The 22,819-nt window shown below is 67.7% G+C and carries 19 protein-coding genes; 4 read left to right on the forward strand and 15 right to left on the reverse strand.

Annotated features, from left to right (window positions below):
* Positions 1-35: 35 nt before the first annotated feature.
* Positions 36-2,240, reverse strand: a complete 2,205-nt coding sequence (locus HWX03_RS10785; RefSeq protein ID WP_175871243.1) for a molybdopterin cofactor-binding domain-containing protein — start codon at positions 2,238-2,240, stop codon at positions 36-38.
* The gene (locus HWX03_RS10790) at positions 2,224-2,664 is read right to left on the reverse strand and encodes a (2Fe-2S)-binding protein (protein ID WP_174433755.1); all 441 of its coding nucleotides are present in this window, start codon (positions 2,662-2,664) and stop codon (positions 2,224-2,226) included. The genes HWX03_RS10785 and HWX03_RS10790 overlap by 17 nt, the downstream gene beginning before the upstream one ends.
* 250 nt (positions 2,665-2,914) lie before the next feature.
* Here HWX03_RS10790 and HWX03_RS10795 point away from each other — a divergent pair, with 250 nt between their 5' ends.
* Complete coding sequence (locus tag HWX03_RS10795; protein WP_175871244.1) at positions 2,915-3,298, forward strand: VOC family protein; 384 nt, start codon at positions 2,915-2,917, stop codon at positions 3,296-3,298.
* A gap of 106 nt (positions 3,299-3,404) precedes the next feature.
* Here the strand turns inward: HWX03_RS10795 and HWX03_RS10800 are convergent, their stop codons facing one another.
* Positions 3,405-4,892 (reverse strand): NYN domain-containing protein, encoded by a 1,488-nt coding sequence (locus HWX03_RS10800; RefSeq protein ID WP_175871245.1) that lies wholly within the window; start codon positions 4,890-4,892, stop codon positions 3,405-3,407.
* A 269-nt stretch (positions 4,893-5,161) separates the two neighbouring features.
* On the opposite strand from HWX03_RS10800, the gene HWX03_RS10805 reads away from it, so the two are divergent.
* Positions 5,162-5,791 carry an SDR family oxidoreductase gene (locus HWX03_RS10805; RefSeq protein WP_174385166.1) on the forward strand — a complete coding sequence of 210 codons (630 nt, stop codon included), beginning with the start codon at positions 5,162-5,164 and terminating at the stop codon, positions 5,789-5,791.
* A gap of 86 nt (positions 5,792-5,877) precedes the next feature.
* Here HWX03_RS10805 and HWX03_RS10810 read toward each other — a convergent pair whose 3' ends face one another.
* Positions 5,878-6,426: a peroxiredoxin gene (locus HWX03_RS10810; protein ID WP_175871246.1), complete on the reverse strand. Its 549-nt coding sequence runs from the start codon at positions 6,424-6,426 to the stop codon at positions 5,878-5,880.
* Positions 6,427-6,706: 280 nt separating this feature from the next.
* Between HWX03_RS10810 and cdpA the strand changes: the two genes are divergently transcribed.
* Together cdpA and HWX03_RS10820 are read left to right on the forward strand one after the other, a co-directional pair.
* Positions 6,707-8,449 (forward strand): cyclic di-GMP phosphodiesterase CdpA, encoded by a 1,743-nt coding sequence (gene cdpA, locus HWX03_RS10815; RefSeq protein ID WP_208456804.1) that lies wholly within the window; start codon positions 6,707-6,709, stop codon positions 8,447-8,449.
* A 27-nt stretch (positions 8,450-8,476) separates the two neighbouring features.
* The gene (locus HWX03_RS10820) at positions 8,477-9,988 is read left to right on the forward strand and encodes an HDOD domain-containing protein (protein WP_175871248.1); all 1,512 of its coding nucleotides are present in this window, start codon (positions 8,477-8,479) and stop codon (positions 9,986-9,988) included.
* 92 nt (positions 9,989-10,080) lie between these two features.
* Here HWX03_RS10820 and HWX03_RS10825 read toward each other — a convergent pair whose 3' ends face one another.
* The 11 genes from HWX03_RS10825 to hisQ all read right to left on the reverse strand — a co-directional run bounded on the left by HWX03_RS10825 (position 10,081) and on the right by hisQ (position 22,778).
* Complete coding sequence (locus HWX03_RS10825; protein WP_175871249.1) at positions 10,081-10,875, reverse strand: ABC transporter substrate-binding protein; 795 nt, start codon at positions 10,873-10,875, stop codon at positions 10,081-10,083.
* Positions 10,876-11,229: 354 nt separating this feature from the next.
* Positions 11,230-12,303, reverse strand: a complete 1,074-nt coding sequence (gene astE / locus HWX03_RS10830; RefSeq protein WP_175871611.1) for a succinylglutamate desuccinylase — start codon at positions 12,301-12,303, stop codon at positions 11,230-11,232.
* A gap of 7 nt (positions 12,304-12,310) precedes the next feature.
* Positions 12,311-13,651: an N-succinylarginine dihydrolase gene (gene astB, locus HWX03_RS10835; protein ID WP_175820223.1), complete on the reverse strand. Its 1,341-nt coding sequence runs from the start codon at positions 13,649-13,651 to the stop codon at positions 12,311-12,313.
* A gap of 14 nt (positions 13,652-13,665) precedes the next feature.
* Positions 13,666-15,129, reverse strand: a complete 1,464-nt coding sequence (gene astD / locus HWX03_RS10840) for a succinylglutamate-semialdehyde dehydrogenase (RefSeq protein ID WP_175871250.1) — start codon at positions 15,127-15,129, stop codon at positions 13,666-13,668.
* Between the two features lie 7 nt (positions 15,130-15,136).
* Positions 15,137-16,168 (reverse strand): arginine N-succinyltransferase, encoded by a 1,032-nt coding sequence (gene astA, locus HWX03_RS10845; protein WP_175871251.1) that lies wholly within the window; start codon positions 16,166-16,168, stop codon positions 15,137-15,139.
* Positions 16,165-17,232, reverse strand: coding sequence for an arginine/ornithine succinyltransferase subunit alpha (gene aruF, locus HWX03_RS10850; protein WP_175871252.1), 1,068 nt, complete (start codon positions 17,230-17,232; stop codon positions 16,165-16,167). The genes astA and aruF overlap by 4 nt, the downstream gene beginning before the upstream one ends.
* Positions 17,233-17,262: 30 nt before the next feature.
* Complete coding sequence (locus HWX03_RS10855) at positions 17,263-18,495, reverse strand: aspartate aminotransferase family protein (protein WP_175871253.1); 1,233 nt, start codon at positions 18,493-18,495, stop codon at positions 17,263-17,265.
* Positions 18,496-19,501: 1,006 nt separating this feature from the next.
* Positions 19,502-20,542 carry a GlxA family transcriptional regulator gene (locus HWX03_RS10860; RefSeq protein ID WP_175871254.1) on the reverse strand — a complete coding sequence of 347 codons (1,041 nt, stop codon included), beginning with the start codon at positions 20,540-20,542 and terminating at the stop codon, positions 19,502-19,504.
* Positions 20,543-20,563: 21 nt separating this feature from the next.
* Positions 20,564-21,358 carry an ABC transporter ATP-binding protein gene (locus tag HWX03_RS10865; RefSeq protein WP_175871255.1) on the reverse strand — a complete coding sequence of 265 codons (795 nt, stop codon included), beginning with the start codon at positions 21,356-21,358 and terminating at the stop codon, positions 20,564-20,566.
* A gap of 20 nt (positions 21,359-21,378) precedes the next feature.
* The gene (locus tag HWX03_RS10870; RefSeq protein WP_034206823.1) at positions 21,379-22,092 is read right to left on the reverse strand and encodes an ABC transporter permease; all 714 of its coding nucleotides are present in this window, start codon (positions 22,090-22,092) and stop codon (positions 21,379-21,381) included.
* Positions 22,089-22,778: a histidine ABC transporter permease HisQ gene (gene hisQ, locus HWX03_RS10875; RefSeq protein ID WP_174385176.1), complete on the reverse strand. Its 690-nt coding sequence runs from the start codon at positions 22,776-22,778 to the stop codon at positions 22,089-22,091. Before hisQ ends, HWX03_RS10870 begins: the two co-directional genes overlap by 4 nt.
* Positions 22,779-22,819 lie beyond the last annotated feature (41 nt).

A 22,819-nucleotide genomic window follows, 5' to 3' on the forward strand; every position in this document is an offset into this window, starting at 1 on the left:
GCGGTGCCGCCGGCCTGTGGGGGATACCGGGTCGTTCAGGTCGCGAGCGGCGTATCGAACGGCATCGAGCGCGGCCGCTCGCCGGTCGCCCGCCAGATCGCATCCGCCACCGCCGGCGCGACCGGCGGCAACGCGACTTCGCCGCAGCCTTGCGGATCGCGATCGCTGTCGACGATCACGACCTCGATCTTCGGCATCGCAGCCAGGCCGAGCAGCGGATAGTCGGCGAAATTGCGCTGCACGACCGCGCCGTGCTCGAACGTGATCTCGCTCCTGAAGGTGTTGGTGAGCGCAAAGCCGACACCGCCTTCGACCATCTCGCGAATCAGCAGCGGATTGATCGCGCGGCCGCAGTCGATCCCGCACACGATCCGCTCGAGCTTCACGTTGCCGCGCGTCACGCGCACCTCGGCAATCGCCGCGACGTACGTGCTGAACGCGCCGCCGCGCCCGGTATACAGCGAATACGCGACCCCGCGCGACAGGCCGGCCGGCGCGCGGCCGAACCAGTTCGCGCGCGCGGCCGTCGCGTCGAGCACGCGCAGCGCGAGCGCGTCGTGCTTCAGCAACGCGCGCCGGTATTGCACCGGGTCGGCCCGCACCGTATGCGCGAGCTCGTTCACGAAGCTTTCGAGGAAGAACACGGTCGACGTGCTGCCGACGCTGCGCATGAAGCTGACCGGAATCGGCTGCATCACCATGACCGAATCGACCAGCAGGTTCGGCACGTCGTAGCAAAGGTCGTACAGGCCGTCGAGCATCGTCTCGTCCCAGCCGCCCGCCTTGTCGTAGTGGTCGCGCTTGATCGCCGCATACAGCGAATGGCCGGCGACGCGCGCATGCAGCGCGACCGGCAGCCCGTCGCGGCCGAGCGCCGCGCGAAACCGCGCGGACGCGCACGGCCGATAGAAACCGTGGCGGATATCGTCCTCGCGCGAGCGGATCACCTTCACGGGCCGCCCGACCGCCTTCGACGCGACGGCCGCATGCACGACGAAATCGGGCATGTACTTGCGGCCGAAGCTGCCGCCGAGAAACGTCGTGTTGACGATCACGCGCTCGGCCGGCACGCCGAACAGCGCCGACAGCGTCCAGCGCACCTTGTCCTGCCCCTGGATCGGCCCCCAGACCTCGATCTCGCCGGCCCGCACGTGCACGGTCGCGTTGACGGGCTCCATCGTCGCGTGGACGATGTACGGCGTGTGGTAGTCGGCTTCGACGATCGTGCCGGCTTCGGCAAGCCGGCGCGCGGGCTCGCCGATCGTCGTCGCGACCACCGCGTGCTCCGCCTGCAGCGCGCCCTTGCGCTGCGCGAGGATCGTCGCACTGTCGAATGCCGGCGTCGGGCCCGCGTCCCACACGATGTCCGCCGCATCGCACGCCTTCTTCGCCTGCCAGTAGGTCTGCGCGACGACGATCACCGCGTCCTTCGCGAGCACGACGTCCGCCACGCCCGGCATCGCGCGCAGCGCGTCGCGGTTCTTCACGGCGGTCGGCTTGCCGTTCAGCGTCGGCGCCATCGTCAGCGCGCCGACCAGCATGTCGGGCACCTGCACGTCGATGCCGAAGATCGCGCTGCCGTCGACCTTCGCGGGCACGTCGAGCTTGTGCAGCGGACGGCCGATCAGCGTGTGCGCGGATGCCGGTTTCAGGCGCGGCTGCAGATCGGGCGGCAGCCTCGCTGCATCGTCGACGAGCGCGCCGTACGACAGCGAACGACCGCTCGGCGGATGGACGACGCGGCCGTCGCGCGTCACGCACTGCGTGTCGCGCACGCCCAACCGCGCGGCGCCGGCCCTCAGGAACGCGGAGCGCGCCTGCGCCCCCGCGATCCGCAACCGCGTGTAGAACATCGTCGCCGACATCGATGCGCCGACGAATTGCTGCGGCGCCTCGTTCGCGGCGTCGATCCGGTACGCGTCGCGCCCCGTGACGAACTCGACCGTCACGCTGCGCCAGTCGGCATCCATCTCGTCGGCCAGCACCTGCGGCAGCCCGGTATGGACGCCCTGCCCGACTTCCGCCTGCGACAACCCGATGATCGTCCTGCCGTCCGCGTCGACGCGGACCCAGTCGTTGATCTCGCGAAAGCGCGCACCGCCGCCGGCCGCCTGCACGACGTCGCCGAACGCCAGCGGCAGCAGCAGGCTGCCCGCCAGCGCGACACCGCCCTTCAGGAACACGCGCCGCGCCGCGTTCGGCACGGGCTGTGCCCGCACCGCGTCAGCCGGCCGCGACATGGATCGCCTCGCGAATGCGTTGATAGGTCGCGCAGCGGCACAGGTTCGTGACGGCCTCGTCGATCTGCGCGTCGGTCGGCTTGCGGTGGCGCGCGAGCAGCGCGGCCGTCGCCATCACCATCCCCGACTGGCAATAGCCGCATTGCGGCACGTCCTTCTCGATCCACGCGCGCTGCACCGGATGCGAGCGGTCGTGCGACAGCCCTTCGATCGTCGTGACCGCGCGGCCCGCGACGCTGGCCGCCGGCAGCACGCACGCGCGCGCGGCTTCGCCGTCCAGGTGCACGGTGCAGGCGCCGCATGCGCCGATGCCGCAGCCGTACTTGGTGCCGGTCAGTCTGGCCGAGTCGCGAATGACCCACAGGAGCGGCGTATCGGGATCGCCGTCGAAATCGAACGGCTGGCCGTTCAGCATGAAGCGCATCGTCTGTCTCCCTGTTGCGCATCGCCTGTTCGTCATCCGGCGGATGACGGCGATGGCTTACAGGAATTCTTGGCGGCGCAAAAAGCGGCGCCAATGACCTTTGCTCCCGAAAAGGTAGCCGTTCGTCCAGATCGTTTCAGCCGATGAATGGCGGGTGCCGCCCGGTGCGCGCCGGCCCCGGCTTGCGGACCGGCCGCGATCGGCTATCGTGTGTTCATGCCCACCGCCGCCCGCTTCACGGGAACCCGCCATGAACGTCCAGCTCAACCACACGATCGTCTGGTGCCGCGACAAGCATGCGTCGAGCCGCTTCCTCACCGACCTGCTGGAATTGCCGCCGCCGACGCCGTTCGGCGCGATGCTGGTCGTCGCGCTCGACAACGGCGTGTCGCTCGATTTTTACGAACAGGCGGGGGAGATCCGGTCGCAGCATTACGCGTTCCTGATCGACGAAGCCGGCTTCGATCGCGTGCTCGCGCGCATTCGCGAACGCGGGCTGCCGCACTGGGCCGATCCGGCGAAGCGGCAAGCCGACGACATCTACCGCCACAACGGCGGACGCGGCGTGTACTTCGACGATCCGGACGGTCACTTCCTCGAAGTGATGACGCAGCCGTACGTGCTGAACGGCTAGCGCGGCAGGCCGGCGTGGCGCCGGCCCGGATGGTGCGGCGCGGGTGTCGCCCGGTTGCGGACGAGACCCGGCCGATTGCGCGACTGCCGCCGGCTGCCAGCTACCGTTATTCGACGGCGGTCGTCGCCTTGCGCGGACGACGCGCGCGCGGTGCCGCCTTGCGAGCCGGCTTCTTCGGCTTGGCGGCGGCCGGTGCTTCGGCAGCCCCCTCGGGAGTCGCTTCGACCGGCGCCACGTCGTGCGACGGTTGCGCGGCCGCGTCCCGAGCGCCGGAAGCACGAGGCGCCGGCTCAGCGGGCGCCGCCGCGTGCCGCTCGTCATGCGCCGCGTCGCGATGCGGTTCGTCCGCATGCTGGCCGTGCGCGTGCGCATCGCCACCGTGCGTCGCGTCGCCCTGCGCGGCGGCGTCCGGCTTGCCGGCCGCGTGGCGACCGGCGCCCTTCGCGGCCGCTGCCTTCTTCGCGCCGGTCTTCTTTGCCGCGCTCTTGCGCGCACGCTTGCGGCCATCCTTCGCGTCGCCGTGCACGTCGGCCACGTCGGGCGTGTCGGGTGCATCGTGCGTTTCGGCCGGCGCCGCGTCGGCCACCTCGGCAACCTCCGCGTCTTCCGCGTCGACCTGCACGCTTTCGTGAACGACCGCTTCCGCCCGCTGCCCGCGACGGCGCGCCCCGCGGCCGGCCGGCGCAGGCTCCGCCGCGCGCGTGCCGTGATGGGTGCCGTGGTACGCTGCGCCGCCCTCGCCGCCCGTCGCGGCGTGCTCGGCTGCAGCCGACTGGCGGGAGCGCGACACGAACGCGCCCGACTTGTCGTCGCGCCCCACTTCGAGCAGGCCGCGCGCCTGCGCCTCGTCGAGCAGGTTGCCGAACGCGCGGAATCCGTAATACGACTCGTTGAAATCCGGCTTGCGGCGCTTGATCGCGCTCTTGAGCACCGACGCCCAGATCTTGCCGACGTCGTCGCGCTCCGACGCGAGCGCGTCGAACGTCTCGACCGCCAGCGCGATCGCCTCGGCCTTGCGCGCGTCCATGTCGTGCTTGCGCGACGGCTCGTCGGGCCGCTTCGCGCCGCCGTTGCTCGCGCGCTGCTGCTGTTCGCGCTTCGCGAGCGCACGCTGCTGCTCGCGCACCAGATCGTCGTAGAAGATGAATTCGTCGCAGTTCGCGACCAGCAGATCCGACGTCGATTTCTTCACGCCGACGCCGATCACCTTCTTCGCGTTCTCGCGCAGCTTCGACACGAGCGGCGAAAAATCCGAATCGCCGCTGATGATCACGAACGTATCGACGTGCGACTTCGTGTAGCAGAGGTCGAGCGCGTCCACGACGAGCCGGATGTCGGCCGAATTCTTGCCCGACTGGCGCACGTGCGGAATCTCGATCAGCTCGAAGCTGGCTTCGTGCATCGACGCCTTGAAGCCCTTGTAGCGATCCCAGTCGCAATAGGCCTTCTTCACGACGATGCTGCCTTTCAGCAGCAGCCGCTCCAGCACGGGCTTGATGTCGAATTTCTCGTACTTCGCATCGCGCACGCCGAGCGCGACGTTCTCGAAGTCGCAGAACACGGCCATGCTCACGTTGTCCAGGGGTAATGCCATGTGTACTCCAACCGGTGGGCCGACGCGTCATTGACGCGTAACGGCGAAAAAATACATCGGGCACATGATAGCCGGTCGGCGCGTCATTCCCGCATCCGCGTGATTGAATGAACGCCGCTACCCGGTGCCGGTACGCCCGATGCCGGTACGCCCGATGCCGGTACGCCCCTTATTACGCATCCGCGGCCGGGCCAATTCGACATTACACTTGAGTTATCGGTCGTCCGTCCCTATCTGGATGGATGACGCATCGAGCAAGGAGCGGTTTCATGACGACGAAGGTACTGCTGATTGGCGCGACCGGCCGCACCGGCCAGGCCTGCGCGGATCTGCTGCTCAAGCAGCCGGAGTTCGAGGTCACGGCGCTCGTGCGCCGGCACGGCTATGCGCTGGCGGGCGCACGGGTCGTCGAGGCCGATCTGACGAACGATTTCTCGCACGCTTTCCAGGGCATCACGCACGTAATCTACGCGGCCGGCTCGGCCGAATCGGACGGCGCGACCGAAGAGGAGCAGGTCGACCGCGACGCGGTCGCCCGCGCGGCCGACTACGCGCTCGCCTACAACGCGCAGAAGCTCGTGGTGGTCAGCTCGCTGTCCGCGTACCGGCCCGAGCACGGGCCGGACGCGCTGCACCACTATTCGCAGATGAAGCGCGAAGGCGACGATCGCGTGATCGCGTCGGGCGTCGACTACGTGATCCTGCGCCCGGGCCCGCTCACGGACGATCCGGGCGTCGGCAAGATCGCGCTGACCGACACGTGGCTCGAGCCCGCGCCGCCCGTCTCGCGCCAGGATGTGGCATGGGCCGCGATCGAGGCGATCAAGCTCGGCATCTCGCGCAAGGTCGTCGGCTTCGTCGGCGGCGGCGTGCCGATCGAGCAGGCGCTGCGCGCGTAACGGCCGCTTGCGCGCCGCCGGGAGGCGGCGCGTGCCCCGTGCCCGCAGCCCGCACGACGAGCCGTTGTCACGCGCGGGGCAGCCGCTTACTGCTTCGGATGCGCGTCGGTCCACGCCTTCACGGCGGCGAGCGTGTTCTCGACGTGCTTGTCGGGCGACAGGCTCGTGTATTCGTAGAGAATCTTCCCTTCCGGCGAAATCACGTAGGACACGCGGTTCGCACGGTCGAGCGCCGGCAGCTTCGCGTCATATTCGCGGATGATCTTCGCGTCCGGGTCGGCCGCCACCGGGAACTTGCTCCGGCACTCGCTCACCGAGAACTTCGCCAGCGTGTCGATGTTGTCGGCCGACACGCCGATCACCGTCGCGCCGTAAGCCTTGTAACGGTCGACCGCGTCCGCGAACGCATGCGCCTCGATCGTGCAGCCCTTCGTGAACGCCGCCGGATAGAAATACAGCACGACCGGCCCCTGCTTCAGTGCGTCCACGAGCGAGTACGTGTAAGTCTTGCCGCCCAGCGACGCCTGCGTCGTGAAATCGGGCGCCGCGGCGCCCGGCTTCAGTTCCGCCTGCGCCAGCAGCGCATGGCCGGCCACCAGCGCCGCCATGGCGCCCAGCAACAGTTTTCGCTTCATCTGCGTCCTCATTTCTTATAAAGTCAGCCCGATGTAGGCCACGTGGGGCGTTCGCCTGCCGAACACCCCACATCGATGATCCGGACCCGCGGCAGCGCCGCCCGCGGCCGGCCCGTTAAAGATTTCGCACAGTCTGCCGTTATTCCTTCCGGACAACCGGTTCCAGCCCTTCACGTCAGCGAGAAACATGGAAGCCAACAGGAAACAGACGTCACGCAAGGGCTCCTGGCGCAGCGCCTTGCATACGCTGCGCCGCTTCGCCCGGTCGGGCGGCGCGCTGATGCCCGCGCGCGCCGTCGCGCCGCGACGCGACGACTCCGTGCGCAACTGGCTGGAACAGACGGTCGGCACGGTGGATTTCCTCGCCCATGTCGACCGCGAACTGCGCTTTCTGTACGTGTCCGATGCGAGCCTGCGCTTCATCGGCTACCACCGCGACTACCTGCATACGCTGACGCTGCGCGACCTGATCGCCGAACAGGATACCCCGGCGCTCGAAGGCCTGCTCGCCCGCGCCGCACGCTCCGGCCAGGTCGAGAAGGCGACGATGTGCATCGTCAAGTCGCTCACCTACCCGCTGGACGTCGAGGTCCGCGCGTTCAAGAGCCGCCACCACGGCGTCGACGGCTTCGCGATCGCGGCATTCGACGTGTCGTCGTGGCGCGCGCTCGAGGCACGCCTGACGTACGAAATGCACCACGACCCGATGACGGGGCTCGACAACCTGTCCGCGCTCGTGCCGGCGCTGATGCGCGCGCAGCAGACCGCCGACGAGGACGGCACCTGCGCGGCGCTGCTGCTGCTCGACCTCGACGACTACCAGCGGATCAACCGCGCGCTCGGCTACGACGCGGGCGACATGCTGCTGCGCGAGACCGCGCAGCGGCTGAAGGCGCTCGTCACGCCGAACGAGCGGCTCGCGCGCGTCGCGAGCGACAAGTTCGCGGTCGTGCTGGGCGCACCGGACCGCACGCAGGCGAGCCATGCCGCCGATGCGCTCGCGCGCCGGCTGCAGGCCGCGGTGCGCGAGCCCTACGTGTTCCAGGGGCAGACCGTGCACCTGTCCGCGAGCATCGGCATCGCGCTCTACCCCGACGAACGGGCCGCGCCGCATCGGGCGCAGCATCACAGCCCGCTGCTGCGCCGCGCCGACCACGCGCTCGCGCAGGCGAAGACATCGGGCGGCAACGCGCTCGCGTTCCATGCGCCGGTCGACGATCCGGCCGACGCCGAACGGCTCAAGCTCGAAGCCGACCTGTACGACGGCGTGCGCAACGGCGAGTTTTCACTGCATTTCCAGCCGATCACGCGCAGCCAGTCGGGCGCGGTGGTCGGCGTCGAGGCGCTGATCCGCTGGCGCCATCCGGTGCACGGCCTCGTGCCGCCGGCCACCTTCATCCCGCTCGCCGAATCGATCGGCCTGATCAACTACCTCGGCAACTGGGTGCTCAAGGCCGCGTGCATGCAGCTCGTCGCGTGGGACGGCCAGGGGCTCGCGCTGCAATATGTGGCGGTCAACGTGTCGCCGCAGCAGTTCCGCGACCCGCGCTTCACGCAGAGCGTGCGCGAGGCGATCGCGCTGACCGGCATCGACCCGCGCCGCATCGTGCTCGAAATCACCGAAAGCCTGCTGATGCACGATCCCGCGCACGCGAAAATGCTGCTCGAGGAGTTGACCGGCCTCGGCATCCGCTTCGCGATCGACGATTTCGGCACCGGCTATTCCAGCCTTGCCTATCTGCAGCGCTTCCCGCTCGCGAAGCTGAAGATCGACCGCAGCTTCGTCGAGAACCTGCTGACGTCGCGCAACGACCGCGCGATCGTGTCGGCGGTGGTCGGCCTCGCGCAAACACTGGATCTCGAGCTCGTCGCCGAAGGCGTCGAGACCGAGGCGCAGCGCGAGCTGCTGACGGAGATGGGCTGCAATCACATCCAGGGCTGGCTCGTCTGCCAGGCGCTGCCGTCCGAGGAGCTCGCGCGGCGCTTCGAGGCGCAGCAGCTGCACCTGCACGCCGCCGCCTGACGCGCGCGGCGAACCGAACAGATCCGTATGTCAACCACCGAATACCTGCCCCGCACCGCGCTGCTCGACAAGCTGTGGGCCCGGATGAGCGAACGGGGCGATTTCCCGCTGCTGTCGGAATCGCTGCGCGCGACGATGGCCGCGATGAAGAACGACGACCTCGACTTCACCGCGCTCGTGCGCGTCGTGCTGTCGGACTTCGCGCTCACGCAGAAAGTGCTGCGCCTCGCGAACTCTGCGATGTACATGGCGTTCGGCGGCAACATCACTACCGTGACCCGCGCACTGATGGTGCTCGGCATGGACGCCGTCGGCCACCTCGTCGTCGGGCTCAAGCTCGTCGACCATTTCCATCAGAGTACGCCGCGGCGCATCGACGCGAAGCTGGAGCTGAACCGCGCGCTGCTGTCCGGCTGCGTCGCGCGCAAGCTCACCGAGCACGCCGAACTGCGCGGGGGCGAGGAAGCCGTCGTCTGCACGCTGATGCGCCAGGTCGGCAAGCTGCTGGTGGTCTGCTATCTCGACAGCGAATGGGACCGCATCCGCCGCCGCGCGGCCGAGCTGAACGGCGACGAAGCGGCCGCCTGCGTCGACGTACTCGGCGTCGGCTTCGACGAGATCGGCCTCGAGGCGGCCGCGCGCTGGCGGCTGCCCGACGTGATCCGCGCGGGAATGGCCAACGACGATCACGCGGCACACGCCGACGCGTTCGACGACGAGGACGGTGACGCCCGCCACGCGGGCCCGGCCGGCGACGACGGCTCGGCCGACCGCATCCGCTGGCTGCGCGCGGTGAGCCGCTGTTCGACCGACGTCGCCGGCGCGCTCGTCATGCCTGTCAGCCCGCAGCGCGACGCGCGCATCGCGGCGCTCGCGCAGCACTACGGCGCCGAGCTCGACATGGAATCCGACACGCTCGTCGAGATCGCCGAGCGTCTCGCGCGCGAGGAAGCGAGCGACACCGTGATGCGCGAGATCGTCGAGCTACGCGCAAACGCCGATGCGATCGCGCGCGCGCAGCGCGCGCCCGAGGCATGCCTCGAAGCCGGCCTCGCGGACCTGCGCGCGCTGCCGTCCGAGCACGTGCTGACGCCGGTGCTCGCGCTCGCGTCGGAAAGCCTGCTGGCCGGCCTCGCCTTCACGCGCACCGTGATGTTCGTGCGTCACGACGACGGCACGTTCGCCGCGCGTCTGGGCTTCGGCCCCGGCGTCGATACGGCGCTCGACCGGCTGCGCTTCGACGAACGCTTCGAGCCCGACGTGTTTCATCTCGCGATCTCGAACTCGGTCGGCATCTTCATCGAGCAGGCGCAGGAGCCGAAGATGATGAAGCGCCTGCCCGCGTGGTATCTCGACGCGTTCGACGACGCGCGCGCGTTCGTGCTGCTGCCCGTGCGCGTCGGCGCGACGAGCGTCGCGCTGCTGTACGGCGACTGGGCCGGCGCGCAGCCCGCGCGCAAGATCTCGCAGCAGGAGATGGCCGTGCTCAACGAACTCGCGCGCGAGCTGGGGCGGTTCTTTCCCGCGCAGCCCGGCTGACGGCCGGCGCGCCTCCGTCGTTTCCGCTCCACAAAAGCAAACCGGCCGCATCAGCGGCCGGTTTTTTACCATCGTGCGCTCGAACGCAACGCTTACTTGAGCGTGACGGGCACGCTGAAGTACTTCTTCGCGAGGTTGTCGATCGTGCCGTCGGCCTTCAGGTCCTTCAGCGCCTGATCGAGCGCGGTCTTCAGCGCCGCGTCGTTCTTGCGCAGGCCGAAGCCGACGCCCGAGCCGAGGATCTCGGTGTCGCTGACCGTGCCGCCCGCGAACGCGAAGCCCTGGCCTTGCGGCTTCGTCAGAAAGCCCTTCGAGCCGGCTTCCGAATCCTGGAAAGTTGCGTCGAGACGGCCCGACTTCAGGTCGGCATACGCCAGATCCTGCGTCTGGTACGGCACGACTTCAACGCCGGCCGGCGCCCACTTCTTCTTCGCGTACGCTTCCTGGATCGTGCCCTGCAGCACGCCGACGCGCTTGCCCTTCAGCGATTGCGGGGTCGGCAGCAGGCCGCTGCCCTGCTTCGCGATCAACTGGTTCGGAATCGTGTAGATCGGATCGGTGAACGCGATCGCATGCTTGCGCTGGTCGGTGATCGTCATGTCCGAGTTGATCGCGTCGAACTTGCGCGCCTGCAGCGCCGGGATCAGGCCGTCGAAGTCGTTCTCGACCCACACGCACTTCGTCTTCAGCTTCGCGCACACCGCGTTGCCGATGTCGATGTCGAAGCCGGTCAGCTTGCCGTCGGGCGTCTTGTATTCGAACGGTGCGTACGAGGCCTCGACGCCGAACCGGATCTCCTTCAGATCCGCGGCAAACGCACTGCCTGCCACCACGGCCGATGCCGCCACCACCGCATGCGCGGCCACTTTACGCCAATCCAACTTCATCAGGTGTTCTCCTCGATACTCGAATGTTCCGGAACGACGGGCGCATGCATCATTGCAGGGCCGGATGACACCGGCAATGCCGACGCCGCGCCGTGATGCGGCGCAACAGCCGCAAGGCCGCGATTGTACCAATCCGCGCGGCCCGATATGGCAAAGCGAGCGTCGATGCGCGATGCTGCGCTGCGTGCCCGGCGGCCGCCACGCGACCCGTCGAACTTGCAAGACGGTGTCGCAAATACGCAAGCGCGGCGTGCGCGCCGTCTGCGCGGCGTGCGGGCGTCATCGCAAAAATGAATGGGCTGCGGGACGATGCGCGGGCCGCGAGTCACCGCGGCCCGCACGATTGCGCATCGATCAGACGAGTGCGGCCAGCGTGTCGCGCGTCGTATCGACGACGAGCAGGCCCGCGCGCAAACCCGGCTTCACGGTCGGGTTCGGGAACACGATGCGTTCCTCGTCGTGCCGCACCGTGTAGCGGTAGTCGCCGTCCTGCGCGAGCACGGTCCCGCGCGGGAACGCGGTGAAGTTCGCGACGTCGGCCGCGACGAACAGCTCGAGCGCGTCGCTCTGCTTCGTGATCTGGTCGATCACGGTGAAGACGCGCGGCAGCGGCGGATGGCCGCCCCGCGGATGGCCGCCCCTTGCTTCGACCTCCGTCGACGGATGGCCGCCCCGCCCCCCCGACACGAGCTTGCGCACCGCGCGGTCGGCCGGCGCGAAGCGCGTCAGGTCGTTCTGGCCGAACGGCCGCACCTTGCCGAGCTCCAGCGTGCACGCGAGCGCACCGCAATGCTCGGCCGTGAAATGCGAATACGTGTTGCCCTTCGCCGTATGCAGCAGCACGGCCGCGATGCGTGCATCGCCGAGCCATTCGACCATTGCGCGCGTGGGCGGCGTGCCCGTGTGCGGCAGCAGCGCGAACTGCTCGAATACCGACGCGCGGATCGCCGTATGCATGTCGATGTGCCAGCGTGCGCTGCCCGCCGGCGCCGCCGCGAAGAAGGCGGAGGCCGCCGCTTCGAGCTGCGCGGCGCGCGGCGCTTCGCGGCTCGCGGGCACCTGCGCGTGACGACCGCCGAACAGCCGGTTCAGGTCGTCGTCGAGATAGCGTTCGCCCGCGCGCATCGCCGGCACGTTGCCGAGCACGACGAGCAACCGGCACGCGAGCGGCAGCGCGCCCGACGCGAGATCGCGCACCAGCATCGACAGCAGCTCGATCGGCGCGGTCTCGTCGCCGTGCACGCCGGCCGATACGAGCACGCTCGCGCGTGCCGCGGTGTCAGCGGCTGCCGGTTCGAACGCGAGCAGCCCGTCGCCGAGCCATTGCCAGCGCACCGCGCCGTCCGCGCAGGTGCCGTCGGTCACGGCAGGCGCGTCGCCCGCGAGCGTGAACGCGAGAAAGTCGTCGAGCAGCGCGGCGGCCGGCATCCGTGCCTCAGCGCTGGAAGTCATACAGCGACCCGACGCGCAGGATCTGCGTGAGTTCGTCGAGCGCCGTGCGCGATTCGTCGAGCAGCGTCGGATCGGCGAGGTCTTCCGGTGCGAGACGGTCGCGGTAGTGCTTTTCGATCCACGCGTCGAGCGACGCGAACAGCGTGTCGTTGATCCACACGTTCGACGTGACGGCCGCGCGCTCCGCTTCGGTCAGCACGACGCGCAGGCGCAGGCACGCGGGGCCGCCGCCGTTCTTCATGCTTTCGCGCAGGTCGAACACGAGCACGTCGTGAATCGGGCCGTTGCCGGCCGCGAGCTGGTCGAGATAGGCGGCGACCCGCGCGTTCTCGCGGCATTCCTGCGGCACGACGAGCACTTGCGAACCGTCCGCGCGCGACAGCAGCTGGCTGTTGAACAGGTACGACGTCACCGCGTCGTTCACGCTCACGGCCGCGTCCGGCACCTCGATCACGTTCAGGCGCGCACCGCGTGCGTCGAGCGCGGCGGTCAGCGTGTCGTAGATCGCCTGCTTGTTGACGAACGCGCGCTCGTGCGTGAACAGTGTGTCGCGGTTGCCGACCGAGATCACGTCGTTGTGGAACACGCCCGCGTCGATCACGTCCGGATCCTGCTGCGCGTAGACCGTCGCTTCCTCCGCGAGCCCGTGGCGATGCGCGACCGCGCGGCTCGCCTCGAAGGTCTGGCGGGCCGGGAAGCGCTTCGGCTCGGGGCCGCGGCGATATTCGGCGCGGCCGTACACGAAGAACTCGATACCCGGCTTGCCGTATTCAGCGCAGAAGCGCGTGTGGTTCGCCGCGCCTTCGTCGCCGAGCGCCGGCGTGCCCGTCAGCGCTTCATGCACCGCGAAGTGCGCGGGGTCCGCAAACAGCGTCGACAGCGTGCGGCGCGTCGCTTCGTGCTCGATCGCGCGATGCAGCTTGCTGCACAGGTTCGCCGGCGTGAAGTGCACGCGGCCGTCGCTCGTATCCGCCGACGGGCTGACGGTGGCCGCGTTCGCGGTCCACATCGCCGACGCCGAGCTCGCCGCGGCGAGCAGCTCGGGCGCCTGCTTCGCGGCCTTCGCGATCACGTCCGCGTCCTTGCCGGAGAAGCCGAGCTCGCGCAGCAGACGCAGCGACGGCCGCTCCTGCGGCGGCAGCACGCCTTGCGCGAAGCCGAGATCCGCGAGCTGCTTCATCTTGCGCAGCCCCTGCTTCGCGGCGGCCTTCGGGTTCGCGGCCGACTTCTCGTTGTTCAGCGACGCCACGTTGCCGAACGACAGCCCGGCGTAGTTGTGGGTCGGGCCGACGAGCCCGTCGAAATTGGCTTCTTGTGCGTTCATCGTCGTTCCCTCGATCAGAAATGCAGGCCCGGCGACAGGCTCGCGGGCAAAGTCAGTTGCGTGCTTTCCACCGACGCCATCGGATACGCGCAATAGTCGGCCGCGTAATACGCGCTCGGGCGATGGTTGCCCGAGCGGCCCGTGCCGCCGAACGGCGCGGCGGACGACGCGCCGTTGGTCGGCCGGTTCCAGTTGACGATCCCGGCGCGGATCGTGCGGCGGAAGTGCTCCCACACCTTCGCGTCGTCGGCCAACAGGCCCGCGGACAGGCCGAACGCCGTGTCGTTCGCGCGCTCGATCGCGTCGTCGAACGTCGCGTAGCGGACGATCTGCGCGAGCGGGCCGAAATGCTCTTCGTCGGGCAGGTTCGCGACGCCCGTCACGTCGACGATCGCCGCGTTCACGAAGCCGAGGCGCGGATCGCGCTGCGTCATCGCGATGATCGGCTTCGCGCCCTGCTCGACCAGGCGCGACTGCGCGTCGACCAGCTTCGCGGCCGCGCGTGCCGAGATCACCGCGCCCATGAACGGCTGCGGATCGGCGTCGAACACGTCGGCGGTGATCTTCGACGTGACGTCGGCGAAGCGCGCGAGGAAGCGGTCGCCGAACGCGCCCTGCGGCACGAAGATGCGGCGCGCGCACGTGCAGCGCTGGCCGGCCGACAGGAACGCCGACTGGATCGTGTGATGCACGGCCGCGTCGATATCCTCGACTTCGCCGATCACGAGCGGGTTGTTGCCGCCCATCTCGAGCGCGAGCACGATTTCCGGACGGCCGCCGAACTGCTTGTGCAGCAGTGTGCCGGTATCCGAGCTGCCGGTGAAGAACAGCCCGTCGATCTGCCGATGGTTCGCGAGCGCGATGCCGGTATCCTTCTCGCCCTGCACGAGGTTCAGCACGCCGGCCGGGAGCCCGGCTTCGTGCCACACCTCGACCGTCGCACGCGCGACGCCCGGTGCGAGCTCCGACGGCTTAAACACGACCGTGTTGCCGGCGATCAGCGCCGGCACGATATGGCCGTTCGGCAAGTGGCCGGGGAAGTTGTACGGGCCGAACACCGCGACGACGCCGTGCGGCCGGTGACGCAGCACCGCGACGCCGTCGGCCATGTCCTGGCGCTTCTCGCCGGTGCGTTCCTGGTAGGCCTGGATCGAGATGCCGACCTTCGCGGCCATCGCCGCGACTTCGGTGCGCGCTTCCCACAGCGGCTTGCCCGTCTCGCGGCCGATCGCGGTCGCGATCGCTTCCTTGCGCTCGGTGAGCAGCGCCGCGAAGCGCTTGACGATCGCGCAGCGCGCGTCGAAGTCGAGCGCCGACCAGCCGGCGAATGCGCGGCGCGCGCTCGCGACTGCGCGGTCGACGTCGGCCGCCGATGCGCTGCCGCCCTGCCATGCGATTGCGTCGGTGCCCGGGTTGCGCGAAGTGAAGACGGGGCCCGAGCCTGCGACCCAGGCACCGTCGATGAAGAGTTCCGTCATGATTCGTTTATCCCTGTTTGACTTTGAGCGGCAGCACGCGGACCGGATCGCCGGCCTTCACGTCGAGCGCGGCGGCATCGTCGGCCGACAGCACGAACGAGCCGTTCGCGACCACGCCCGGCGCGACGCCGACGCGGAAGTCGTGCAGCGACGTGTTCGACACCAGCGACTTCGGCGCGCTTTCCTGTGCATCGGGCTCGCCGATCGCCACCGGCACGACGACGCTCTCGCGCACCGTGCGCAGGTCGTTGATGTGGCATTCGAGCACCGGGCCCGCGTCGAAGATGTCGACGTGGTTCTGATAGCGCAGCCCTTCCGCCTCGAGCATCTTGCGGGCCGGTAGCGTGTCGCGGTGCGTGAGGCCGACCGCGTCCTGCGCGTCCTGCGGCAGGAGGTCGACGTACACCGGATAGCGCGGCATCAGTTCCGCGAGGAACGACTTGCGGCCGTGCGAGCTCAGGTAGTCCGCCGCATTGAAATCGATCTGGTAGAAGTGCGAACCGACTGCGCGCCAGAACGGTGACGTGCCGTCCTCGTCGAAGTGGCCGCGCAGTTCCGCGCAGATGCGTTCGGGGAAGCGGTCGCGGAACTGCGCGATGAACATGAAGCGCGAGCGCGACAGCAGGCCGCCGACGCCGCCCGTACGATAGCGCGGGCTCAGGAACAGCGAGCACACTTCCGCGTAGCCCGTCAGGTCGTGCGAGATGTTCAGCGCCGACATCCGCGTCCACACGCCGAGTTCCTGGCTCGCGTGCACGACCGTGCTCACGCGATAGTTGTAGAACGGCTGCTCGAGGCCGACCTGCGTCTCGATTCCGCACACGCCCGCGATGTCGCCCGTCGTCGATTCTTCCATCACGAAGAAGTAGCCGGCTTCGCCCGGCGCGGCCCGGCCTTCGAGCGTGCGGCGCGAGCGTTCGACGCGCGCGGCGAGCGCGTCACGATCGGGCTTGAACGTGGTCAGGCCCGGCCCGGTTTCCTTCGCGAGCGACACGAGCGCGTCGACGTCGCCCGTTTGTACGACCCGAACGACGATCATGCTGCGTCTCCCGTCAAATCTTCATCGCTGCGGCGATGCAGCGGCACGCAGCGCACGACATCGCCTTCCTTCACATCGAGCGCCGCGCGCACGTCGCCGGCCAGCGGCGCCTGCGCGCCCCGCGCATCGGCCGTGTCGCCCGGCAGGTCGGCCAGCACGCAGCGGAACGATTCGCCGCTGCCCGTCGACACCATGTACGCGACGTCGCCCTGCTGATGCGCGGCCTCGCGCACGACACGCTCCGACGCCTGCTTCACGCACGCGGTACGGTCGACCTGCGCGGTCAGCACCGGGCCTGCGTCGAAGATGTCGACGAAGCGGTCGGGTTCAAAGCCTTCCTCGAGATGGATGTCGTACGCGAGCAGCGCCGTTTCGTTCGGCTCGCCGAGCACGCGCTGCGCGGCTTCCGGCAGCAGCGGCACGTAGAGCGGATAGGCCGGCATCACTTCCGCGATGAACGTGCGGCTGCGGCCGCCCGATGCGACGTCGACGTCGGTGAAGTCGCGGCCGAAGAACTTGCGGCCCACTGCTTCCCAGAACGGCGATGCGCCCGTGTTGTCGCTCACGCCGAGCAGCAGCGTGAACACTTCCGGCGTGAAGCGGCGGCGGTTCGCGGCGATATACATCATCCGCGCACGCGAGATCAGGTGCGCGGCCGCGTCGCCGCGCAGCGACGGATCGACGTAGAAGCCGGCCAGCCGGCTCTTGCCGGTCAGCTCGTGCGACATCGTGAGCGCGTGGATCTTGCGGTTCACGTGCAGCTCGCGCGACGCGTGGATCAGCGCGTCGTTGCGGAACGCGTAGAACGGTTCCGAGTAGCCGGCCGCGGCCACGATGCTCGCCGTGCCGAGCAGCTTGCCCGTCGACGAGTCCTCGAGCACGAAGAGATAGAACTCCTCGCCGGCGAAGTCGACGTCCGCGCGAAACGAATCCTCGGAGAGCGCCACGCGCGCTTCGAGCGCCGCGCGGTCTTGCGGCAGCGAGTGCAGGACCGGCTGCGCGGTGCGCGCCATGTGCGCGAGCGCATCGAGATCCGTGAGTTTGCCGGGGCGAACAAATAGCATCGTCGTTCCTGTCTGCGAGGGGCGCGCCGATCAGCGCGCGGTGGCTTCCTGGGCCGCGAGTACCTGTTCGACTGCCTTCTCGAAGCGCTTCACGCCTTCGTCGAGCAGGTCGAACGGGATCACGAGCGACGGAACGAAGCGCAGCACGTTCGGACCGGCGATCAACATGATCAGGCCGTTCTCGGCGGCGGCGGTGACGAAGTCCTTCGCGCGGCCGTCGAATGCGGCGGTGAGTTCCGCGCCGACCAGGAGGCCCTTGCCGCGGATGTCCTTGAAGATGCCGAAGCGTGCGTTGATGCGTTCGAGCGCGCCCTTCAGCCGCACGCTGCGTTCGCGCACGCCTTCGAGCAGCGCCGGGTCGCCGATCAGTTCGACGACCTTGTCGGCGATTGCCGACGCGAGCGGGTTGCCGCCGTACGTCGTGCCGTGCACGCCGACCTTGAAGTGCGCGGCCAGTTCGTTCGTCGTCAGCATCGCGCCGATCGGGAAGCCGTTGCCGAGCGCTTTCGCGGTCGTCAGGATGTCCGGCGTGACGCCCGTGTCCATGTATGCGTAGAACTGGCCCGTGCGGCCCACGCCCGTTTGCACTTCATCGAAAATCAGCAGTGCGTCGTTGGCGTCGCACGCTTCGCGCAGTGCCTTCAGGAACGCCGGATCGGCGGGGATCACGCCGCCCTCACCCTGTACCGGCTCGACGATCACGGCGCAGGTTTGCGGGCCGATTGCGGCCTTCGCGGCTTCGATGTCGTTGTACGGCAGGTGCTTGATGCCGGCCGGCACGGGGCCGAAGCCTTCCGAGTATTTCGGCTGGCCGCCGACGCTGACCGTGAAGAACGTGCGGCCGTGGAACGACTGCACGAACGAGATGATTTCGACTTTGTCGGCACCGTGGCGGTCGAATGCGACGCGGCGCGCGAGCTTCAGTGCGGCTTCGTTCGCTTCCGCGCCCGAGTTCGCGAAGAATGCGCGGTCGGCGAAGGTCAGCGATTCGAGGCGCTTCGCGAGGCGCAGTACCGGTTCGTTCGTGTAGCCGTTGCCGATGTGCCAGAGCTTGCGGCCTTGTTCGTCCAGCACCTTCAGCAGTTCCGGGTGGCCGTGGCCCAGCGACGTCACGGCGATGCCGCATGCGAAATCGATGTACTCGCGGCCGGCCGTGTCCCACACGCGGGAGCCCTCTGCGCGATCCGGCACGAACGGGGCGGGAGAGAATACCGGCACCATCACTTCGTCGAATGTCTGGCGGGTCACGGTCGAGGTCGTCATGGTCGTTCCTTTCGGTTTCGTAAGAGGGTTCAACAGGATCAAGTTTAGGTAAGGGTGACGCAAGCGTCTTGCGGAATTGCGACGGGTTCTATCGGAAGGTTTTGGTTTTTTGCCCTCTCGGGTGGGGGGCGGCTACGCGTGTCGGTATTTTGGGGCTTTTTCTGGCTGTCTGTGGTTTGCTTCCGGTGCCGCGAAGCACCTGCGATCGTGTCGGTCTATTTGCGTCGCCCCTCCGCGGGGCAGCGGTCACTTTTCTTTGTCTTGCCAAAGAAAAGTAACCAAAAGAAAGGCGCTCAGATAACGCATGACTTCCCGGTGCCAGGGCCACCAGAGTGGACACCATCTAAGTGTCCGCGCCAGTCACGAACCCGGAGTGGTTCGAGCAATGGTTCTGACACCTCTCACTACCCCACGGAGCGGTATACCGCCCGCTAGCTCCGTCCTCGCTTCGCTCGGCCGACAGGTCCATCCCCACCCATGCCGCCATCGCCCCCTCACAAAGGATCCGCTGTACTTTCGATAAGCAGGAAATTCGGCGCTCCCGCAAGAAAAATGGGGGCCGCAAACACGTCGCTATCGCGAGAACACCGATCGTCAAACGATCCGGCCACCCAAATGCCGAGAGCAGAAAAAGGTGCCTGGCAGTCGACAGTTCGTGGAGAAGCACGAACGCAACCGCACGTCCTGAAGTACCTTGCGGCCGAGCGAAGCGAGGACGGAGCTAGCGGATGGTATACCGCTCCGTGGGGTAGTGAGTGGTGTCAGAACCATTGCTCGAACCACTCCGGATTCCTGACTGGCGCGGACACTTTTGTGCGGTCCACTCTGGTGGCTCTGGCACCGGGAAGTCATGCGTTCTCCGAGCGCCTTTCTTTTGGTTACTTTTCTTTGGCAAGACAAAGAAAAGTGACCGCTGCCCCGCGGAGGGGCGACGCAAATAGACCGACACGATCGCAGGCACTTCACGAAAACCGCGAGCACACCACCAAACAAATCAAACCCAACCTCAATCTTTCCCGCGCTCGACGAGCGCCCCCCCACGAGGTTCGCTGCCACCGCCGGTCTGCTTCTCGAGCCACGCTCGCCGATCCTCCCGAGGCGTGACCCCGAACCTTTCGCGGTAAGCGTTAGAGAAGTGCGCAGCAGAAGAGAACCCACAGGCGAGAGAGACTTGCACGACAGACTTGCTGGTCCGCTGCAACTGCGTCCGCGCCTTGAGCAACCGAAGATTGAGGTAATACTTGGAGGGCATCGCCCCGAGATACTGCCGAAAGAGCCGCTCCAGTTGCCTCCGAGAAACGCCGACGAGCCCGGCGATCTCATCGGTAGTAAGAGGATCCTCGACATTGGCCTCCATCAAAAGCAACGCGTCATTCAACCGAGGATGCCGCTCGCCCGGCGCGGTGACAAAAGGAATCCTCTGCCGCTCCTCGCCGCTGCGCAGCGTGCCGGCCCCCAGCGCATCGGCAATCCGCTCCGCGAGATCGACCCCATGTTCCCGGCCAATCATGGCCAACATGAAATCGACGGTCGCCTGCCCACCGGCACAGGTCGCCCGATCGCGATCGATCTCGAAGATCTGCTGCGTGACGATCGACCGCTCGAACTGCTCGGCGAACTGCTGATACGTCTCCCAGTTCACGCTCACGCGATACCCGGAAAGCTGCCCTGCCATCGCGAGCCACCACACGCCGTGGTGAATACCGGTCACAACCGGCGTGCGCTGCCCGACCCGAGCGAGACTCGCGAGAAACAACCGGTAATCGGCAAACTGCTGAAACCGCTCCGACACGACGATCAGCCAGTCGCACGCGATCGCATCGTTGAACGCCGCATCGGCATGCCACTGCGCACCGCCCGCAAGCGGCACCGGTCGCCCGTCCCACGAACACACCTGCCAGCGGTACAAGAGCCGCCCGTCGATCTCGTTCGCGAGATTCAACGCATCGACGATCGGACCCACACCCGACATCGACACGGGCGGCAATGCAACGATCGCCACCTGCGTCGTGCGGGTGGCGCCTGCGGGACGAGACACCGGTACCACGGTTGAAACCCGCCCTTCGCGTTACTTGAGGCTGCCCGACAGGAACTGCTTGAGCCGCTCGCTCTGCGGGCGCACCAGCACTTTCTTCGGATCGCCCTCTTCCTCGGTCCGCCCCTGATGCAGGAACATCACGTGGTTCGACACGTTGCGCGCGAAACCCATCTCGTGCGTGACGACGATCATCGTGCGGCCTTCCTCGGCCAGCTTCTGCATCACCTTCAGCACTTCGCCCACCAGTTCCGGGTCGAGCGCAGAGGTCGGCTCGTCGAACAGCATCACGTCCGGATGCATCGCAAGCGCACGCGCGATCGCCACACGCTGCTGCTGGCCACCGGACAGATGCGACGGATACTGCTTCTCGACGCGCGGCGCGAGCCCGACCTTCTCGAGATATTCGCGCGCGCGCTCCTCGGCTTCCTTCTTCGGGATGCCAAGCACGTGCAACGGTGCTTCCATCACGTTCTCGAGCACGTTCATGTGCGCCCACAGGTTGAAGTGCTGGAACACCATCGCGAGCTTCGTGCGGATGCGCTGCAACTGCTTGTGATCGGCCACTTCGAGCGCGCCGGCGCGGTCGGTCTTCGTGCGCACGGCCTCGCCGTCGACGACGATCTGCCCCGCATTCGGCCGCTCGAGGAAATTGATGCAGCGCAGGAACGTGCTCTTGCCCGAGCCGCTCGCGCCGATGATGCTGATGACGTCGCCGGCCTTCGCGTTCAGCGACACGCCCTTGAGCACCTCGTTGTCGCCATAGCGCTTGTGGATGTCGAGCGCCGCAAGCTTGGTGGCAGCGCTCGTTTGAGTGATCTCGGCCAACTGGCTCTCCTCGAGTGAATTCAATGACGGGCGGCCGCGAGATACGCAAGCCAGTGGCGCTCCGCGCGGCGAAACGCCGCGACGAGTGCGAACGATACCGCAAGATAGATCAGCGCGGCGATCCCGAACGACTGGAACGCCATGTAGGTCGCGGAATTGGCGTCGCGCGCGACCTTCAGGATGTCCGGCACGGTCGCCGTGAACGCGACGGTGGTCGCGTGCAGCATCAGGATCACCTCGTTGCTGTACAGCGGCAGCGCGCGGCGCAGCGCCGACGGCAGGATCACGCGGCGGTACATCGTGAACGGCGTCATCCCGTATGCGCGCGCCGCCTCGACCTCGCCGTGCGGGATCGCACGGATCGCCCCGGCGAAGATCTCGGTGGTGTATGCGCAGGTGTTCAGCGCGAACGCGAGGATCGCGCAGTTGAAGCCGCTGCGGAAAAACGCGTCGAGCAGCGAGTGCGAGCGCACGAACTCGAGGCTGTACATGCCCGTGTACATCAGCAGCAACTGCACGTAGAGCGGCGTGCCGCGGAACACGTACGTGTAGAACCGCACGGGCATCGACACCCATTTGTTCCGCGACACGCGCGCGACCGCGAGCGGCACCGCGCACACGAAGCCGAGCGAAATCGATGCGACGAGCAGCCACAGCGTCACCGCGAGGCCGGACAGGCGCTGGCCGTCCCAGAAAAGGAACGCCTTGCCGAATTCCTGGAGGATCTCGATCATAGTTCTGCGTGCCGCACGCCCATGGAATAACGCTTCTCGAGCTGGATCAGCACGAGGTTGGAGACGGTCGTGATCGCGAGATAGATCAGCGCCGCGACGAGGATGAAGAAGAACATGTTGAACGTGCTCTTGCCGGCGTCCTGCGCGGCCTTCACGACGTCCGCGAGACCGATGATCGACACCAGCGCGGTCGCCTTCACGAGCACCTGCCAGTTGTTGCCGATGCCCGGCAGCGCAAAGCGCATCATCTGCGGAAACATGATCCGCGCGAACACGCGCGCGCCGCTCATCCCGTAAGCCGCGCCGGCTTCGAGCTGGCCGCGCGGCACCGACAGGAACGCGCCGCGAAACGTCTCGGTGAAGTACGCGCCGTAGATGAAGCCGAGCGTCAGCACGCCGGCCACGAACGGATCGATGTCGATCTGGCTCCAGCCGACGAGGTCGGTGAACTGGTTCAGCCAGATCTGGATGCTGTAGAACAGCAGCAGCATCAGCACAAGATCGGGCACCGAGCGGATCAGCGTCGTATAACCGGTCGCAATCGCTCGCAGCACCCGGTTGTGCGACAGCTTCGCCACCGCGCCGATCAGCCCCAGCGCCACCGCAGCGGCGAGCGACAGCACCGACAGCTCGATGGTCTGCACGGTGCCGGCCCAGAGGACAGGACCAAAGCCGTAAAGGAACACGCGCGTCTCCAGAGTTGAATGAATGCCGACGCGTATGCCTG

The sequence above is a fragment of the Burkholderia sp. BCC0397 genome, from assembly GCF_902832865.1.
In the GTDB taxonomy this organism is placed as follows: domain Bacteria; phylum Pseudomonadota; class Gammaproteobacteria; order Burkholderiales; family Burkholderiaceae; genus Burkholderia.

Bases quoted from the DNA above. Each gene is read 5' to 3' on its own strand.
- HWX03_RS10825 (WP_175871249.1), bottom strand. From the start codon at position 10,875: ATGAAGTTGGATTGGCGTAAAGTGGCCGCGCATGCGGTGGTGGCGGCA.
- HWX03_RS10800 (WP_175871245.1), bottom strand. From the start codon at position 4,892: ATGGCATTACCCCTGGACAACGTGAGCATGGCCGTGTTCTGCGACTTC.
- HWX03_RS10785 (WP_175871243.1), bottom strand. From the start codon at position 2,240: ATGTCGCGGCCGGCTGACGCGGTGCGGGCACAGCCCGTGCCGAACGCG.
- HWX03_RS10805 (WP_174385166.1), top strand. From the start codon at position 5,162: ATGACGACGAAGGTACTGCTGATTGGCGCGACCGGCCGCACCGGCCAG.
- HWX03_RS10810 (WP_175871246.1), bottom strand. From the start codon at position 6,426: ATGAAGCGAAAACTGTTGCTGGGCGCCATGGCGGCGCTGGTGGCCGGC.
- astA (WP_175871251.1), bottom strand. From the start codon at position 16,168: ATGATCGTCGTTCGGGTCGTACAAACGGGCGACGTCGACGCGCTCGTG.
- HWX03_RS10820 (WP_175871248.1), top strand. From the start codon at position 8,477: ATGTCAACCACCGAATACCTGCCCCGCACCGCGCTGCTCGACAAGCTG.
- HWX03_RS10790 (WP_174433755.1), bottom strand. From the start codon at position 2,664: ATGCGCTTCATGCTGAACGGCCAGCCGTTCGATTTCGACGGCGATCCC.
- HWX03_RS10795 (WP_175871244.1), top strand. From the start codon at position 2,915: ATGAACGTCCAGCTCAACCACACGATCGTCTGGTGCCGCGACAAGCAT.
- aruF (WP_175871252.1), bottom strand. From the start codon at position 17,232: ATGCTATTTGTTCGCCCCGGCAAACTCACGGATCTCGATGCGCTCGCG.
- HWX03_RS10855 (WP_175871253.1), bottom strand. From the start codon at position 18,495: ATGACGACCTCGACCGTGACCCGCCAGACATTCGACGAAGTGATGGTG.
- astB (WP_175820223.1), bottom strand. From the start codon at position 13,651: ATGAACGCACAAGAAGCCAATTTCGACGGGCTCGTCGGCCCGACCCAC.
- astE (WP_175871611.1), bottom strand. From the start codon at position 12,303: ATGCCGGCCGCCGCGCTGCTCGACGACTTTCTCGCGTTCACGCTCGCG.
- cdpA (WP_208456804.1), top strand. From the start codon at position 6,707: ATGCCCGCGCGCGCCGTCGCGCCGCGACGCGACGACTCCGTGCGCAAC.
- astD (WP_175871250.1), bottom strand. From the start codon at position 15,129: ATGACGGAACTCTTCATCGACGGTGCCTGGGTCGCAGGCTCGGGCCCC.
- HWX03_RS10870 (WP_034206823.1), bottom strand. From the start codon at position 22,092: ATGATCGAGATCCTCCAGGAATTCGGCAAGGCGTTCCTTTTCTGGGAC.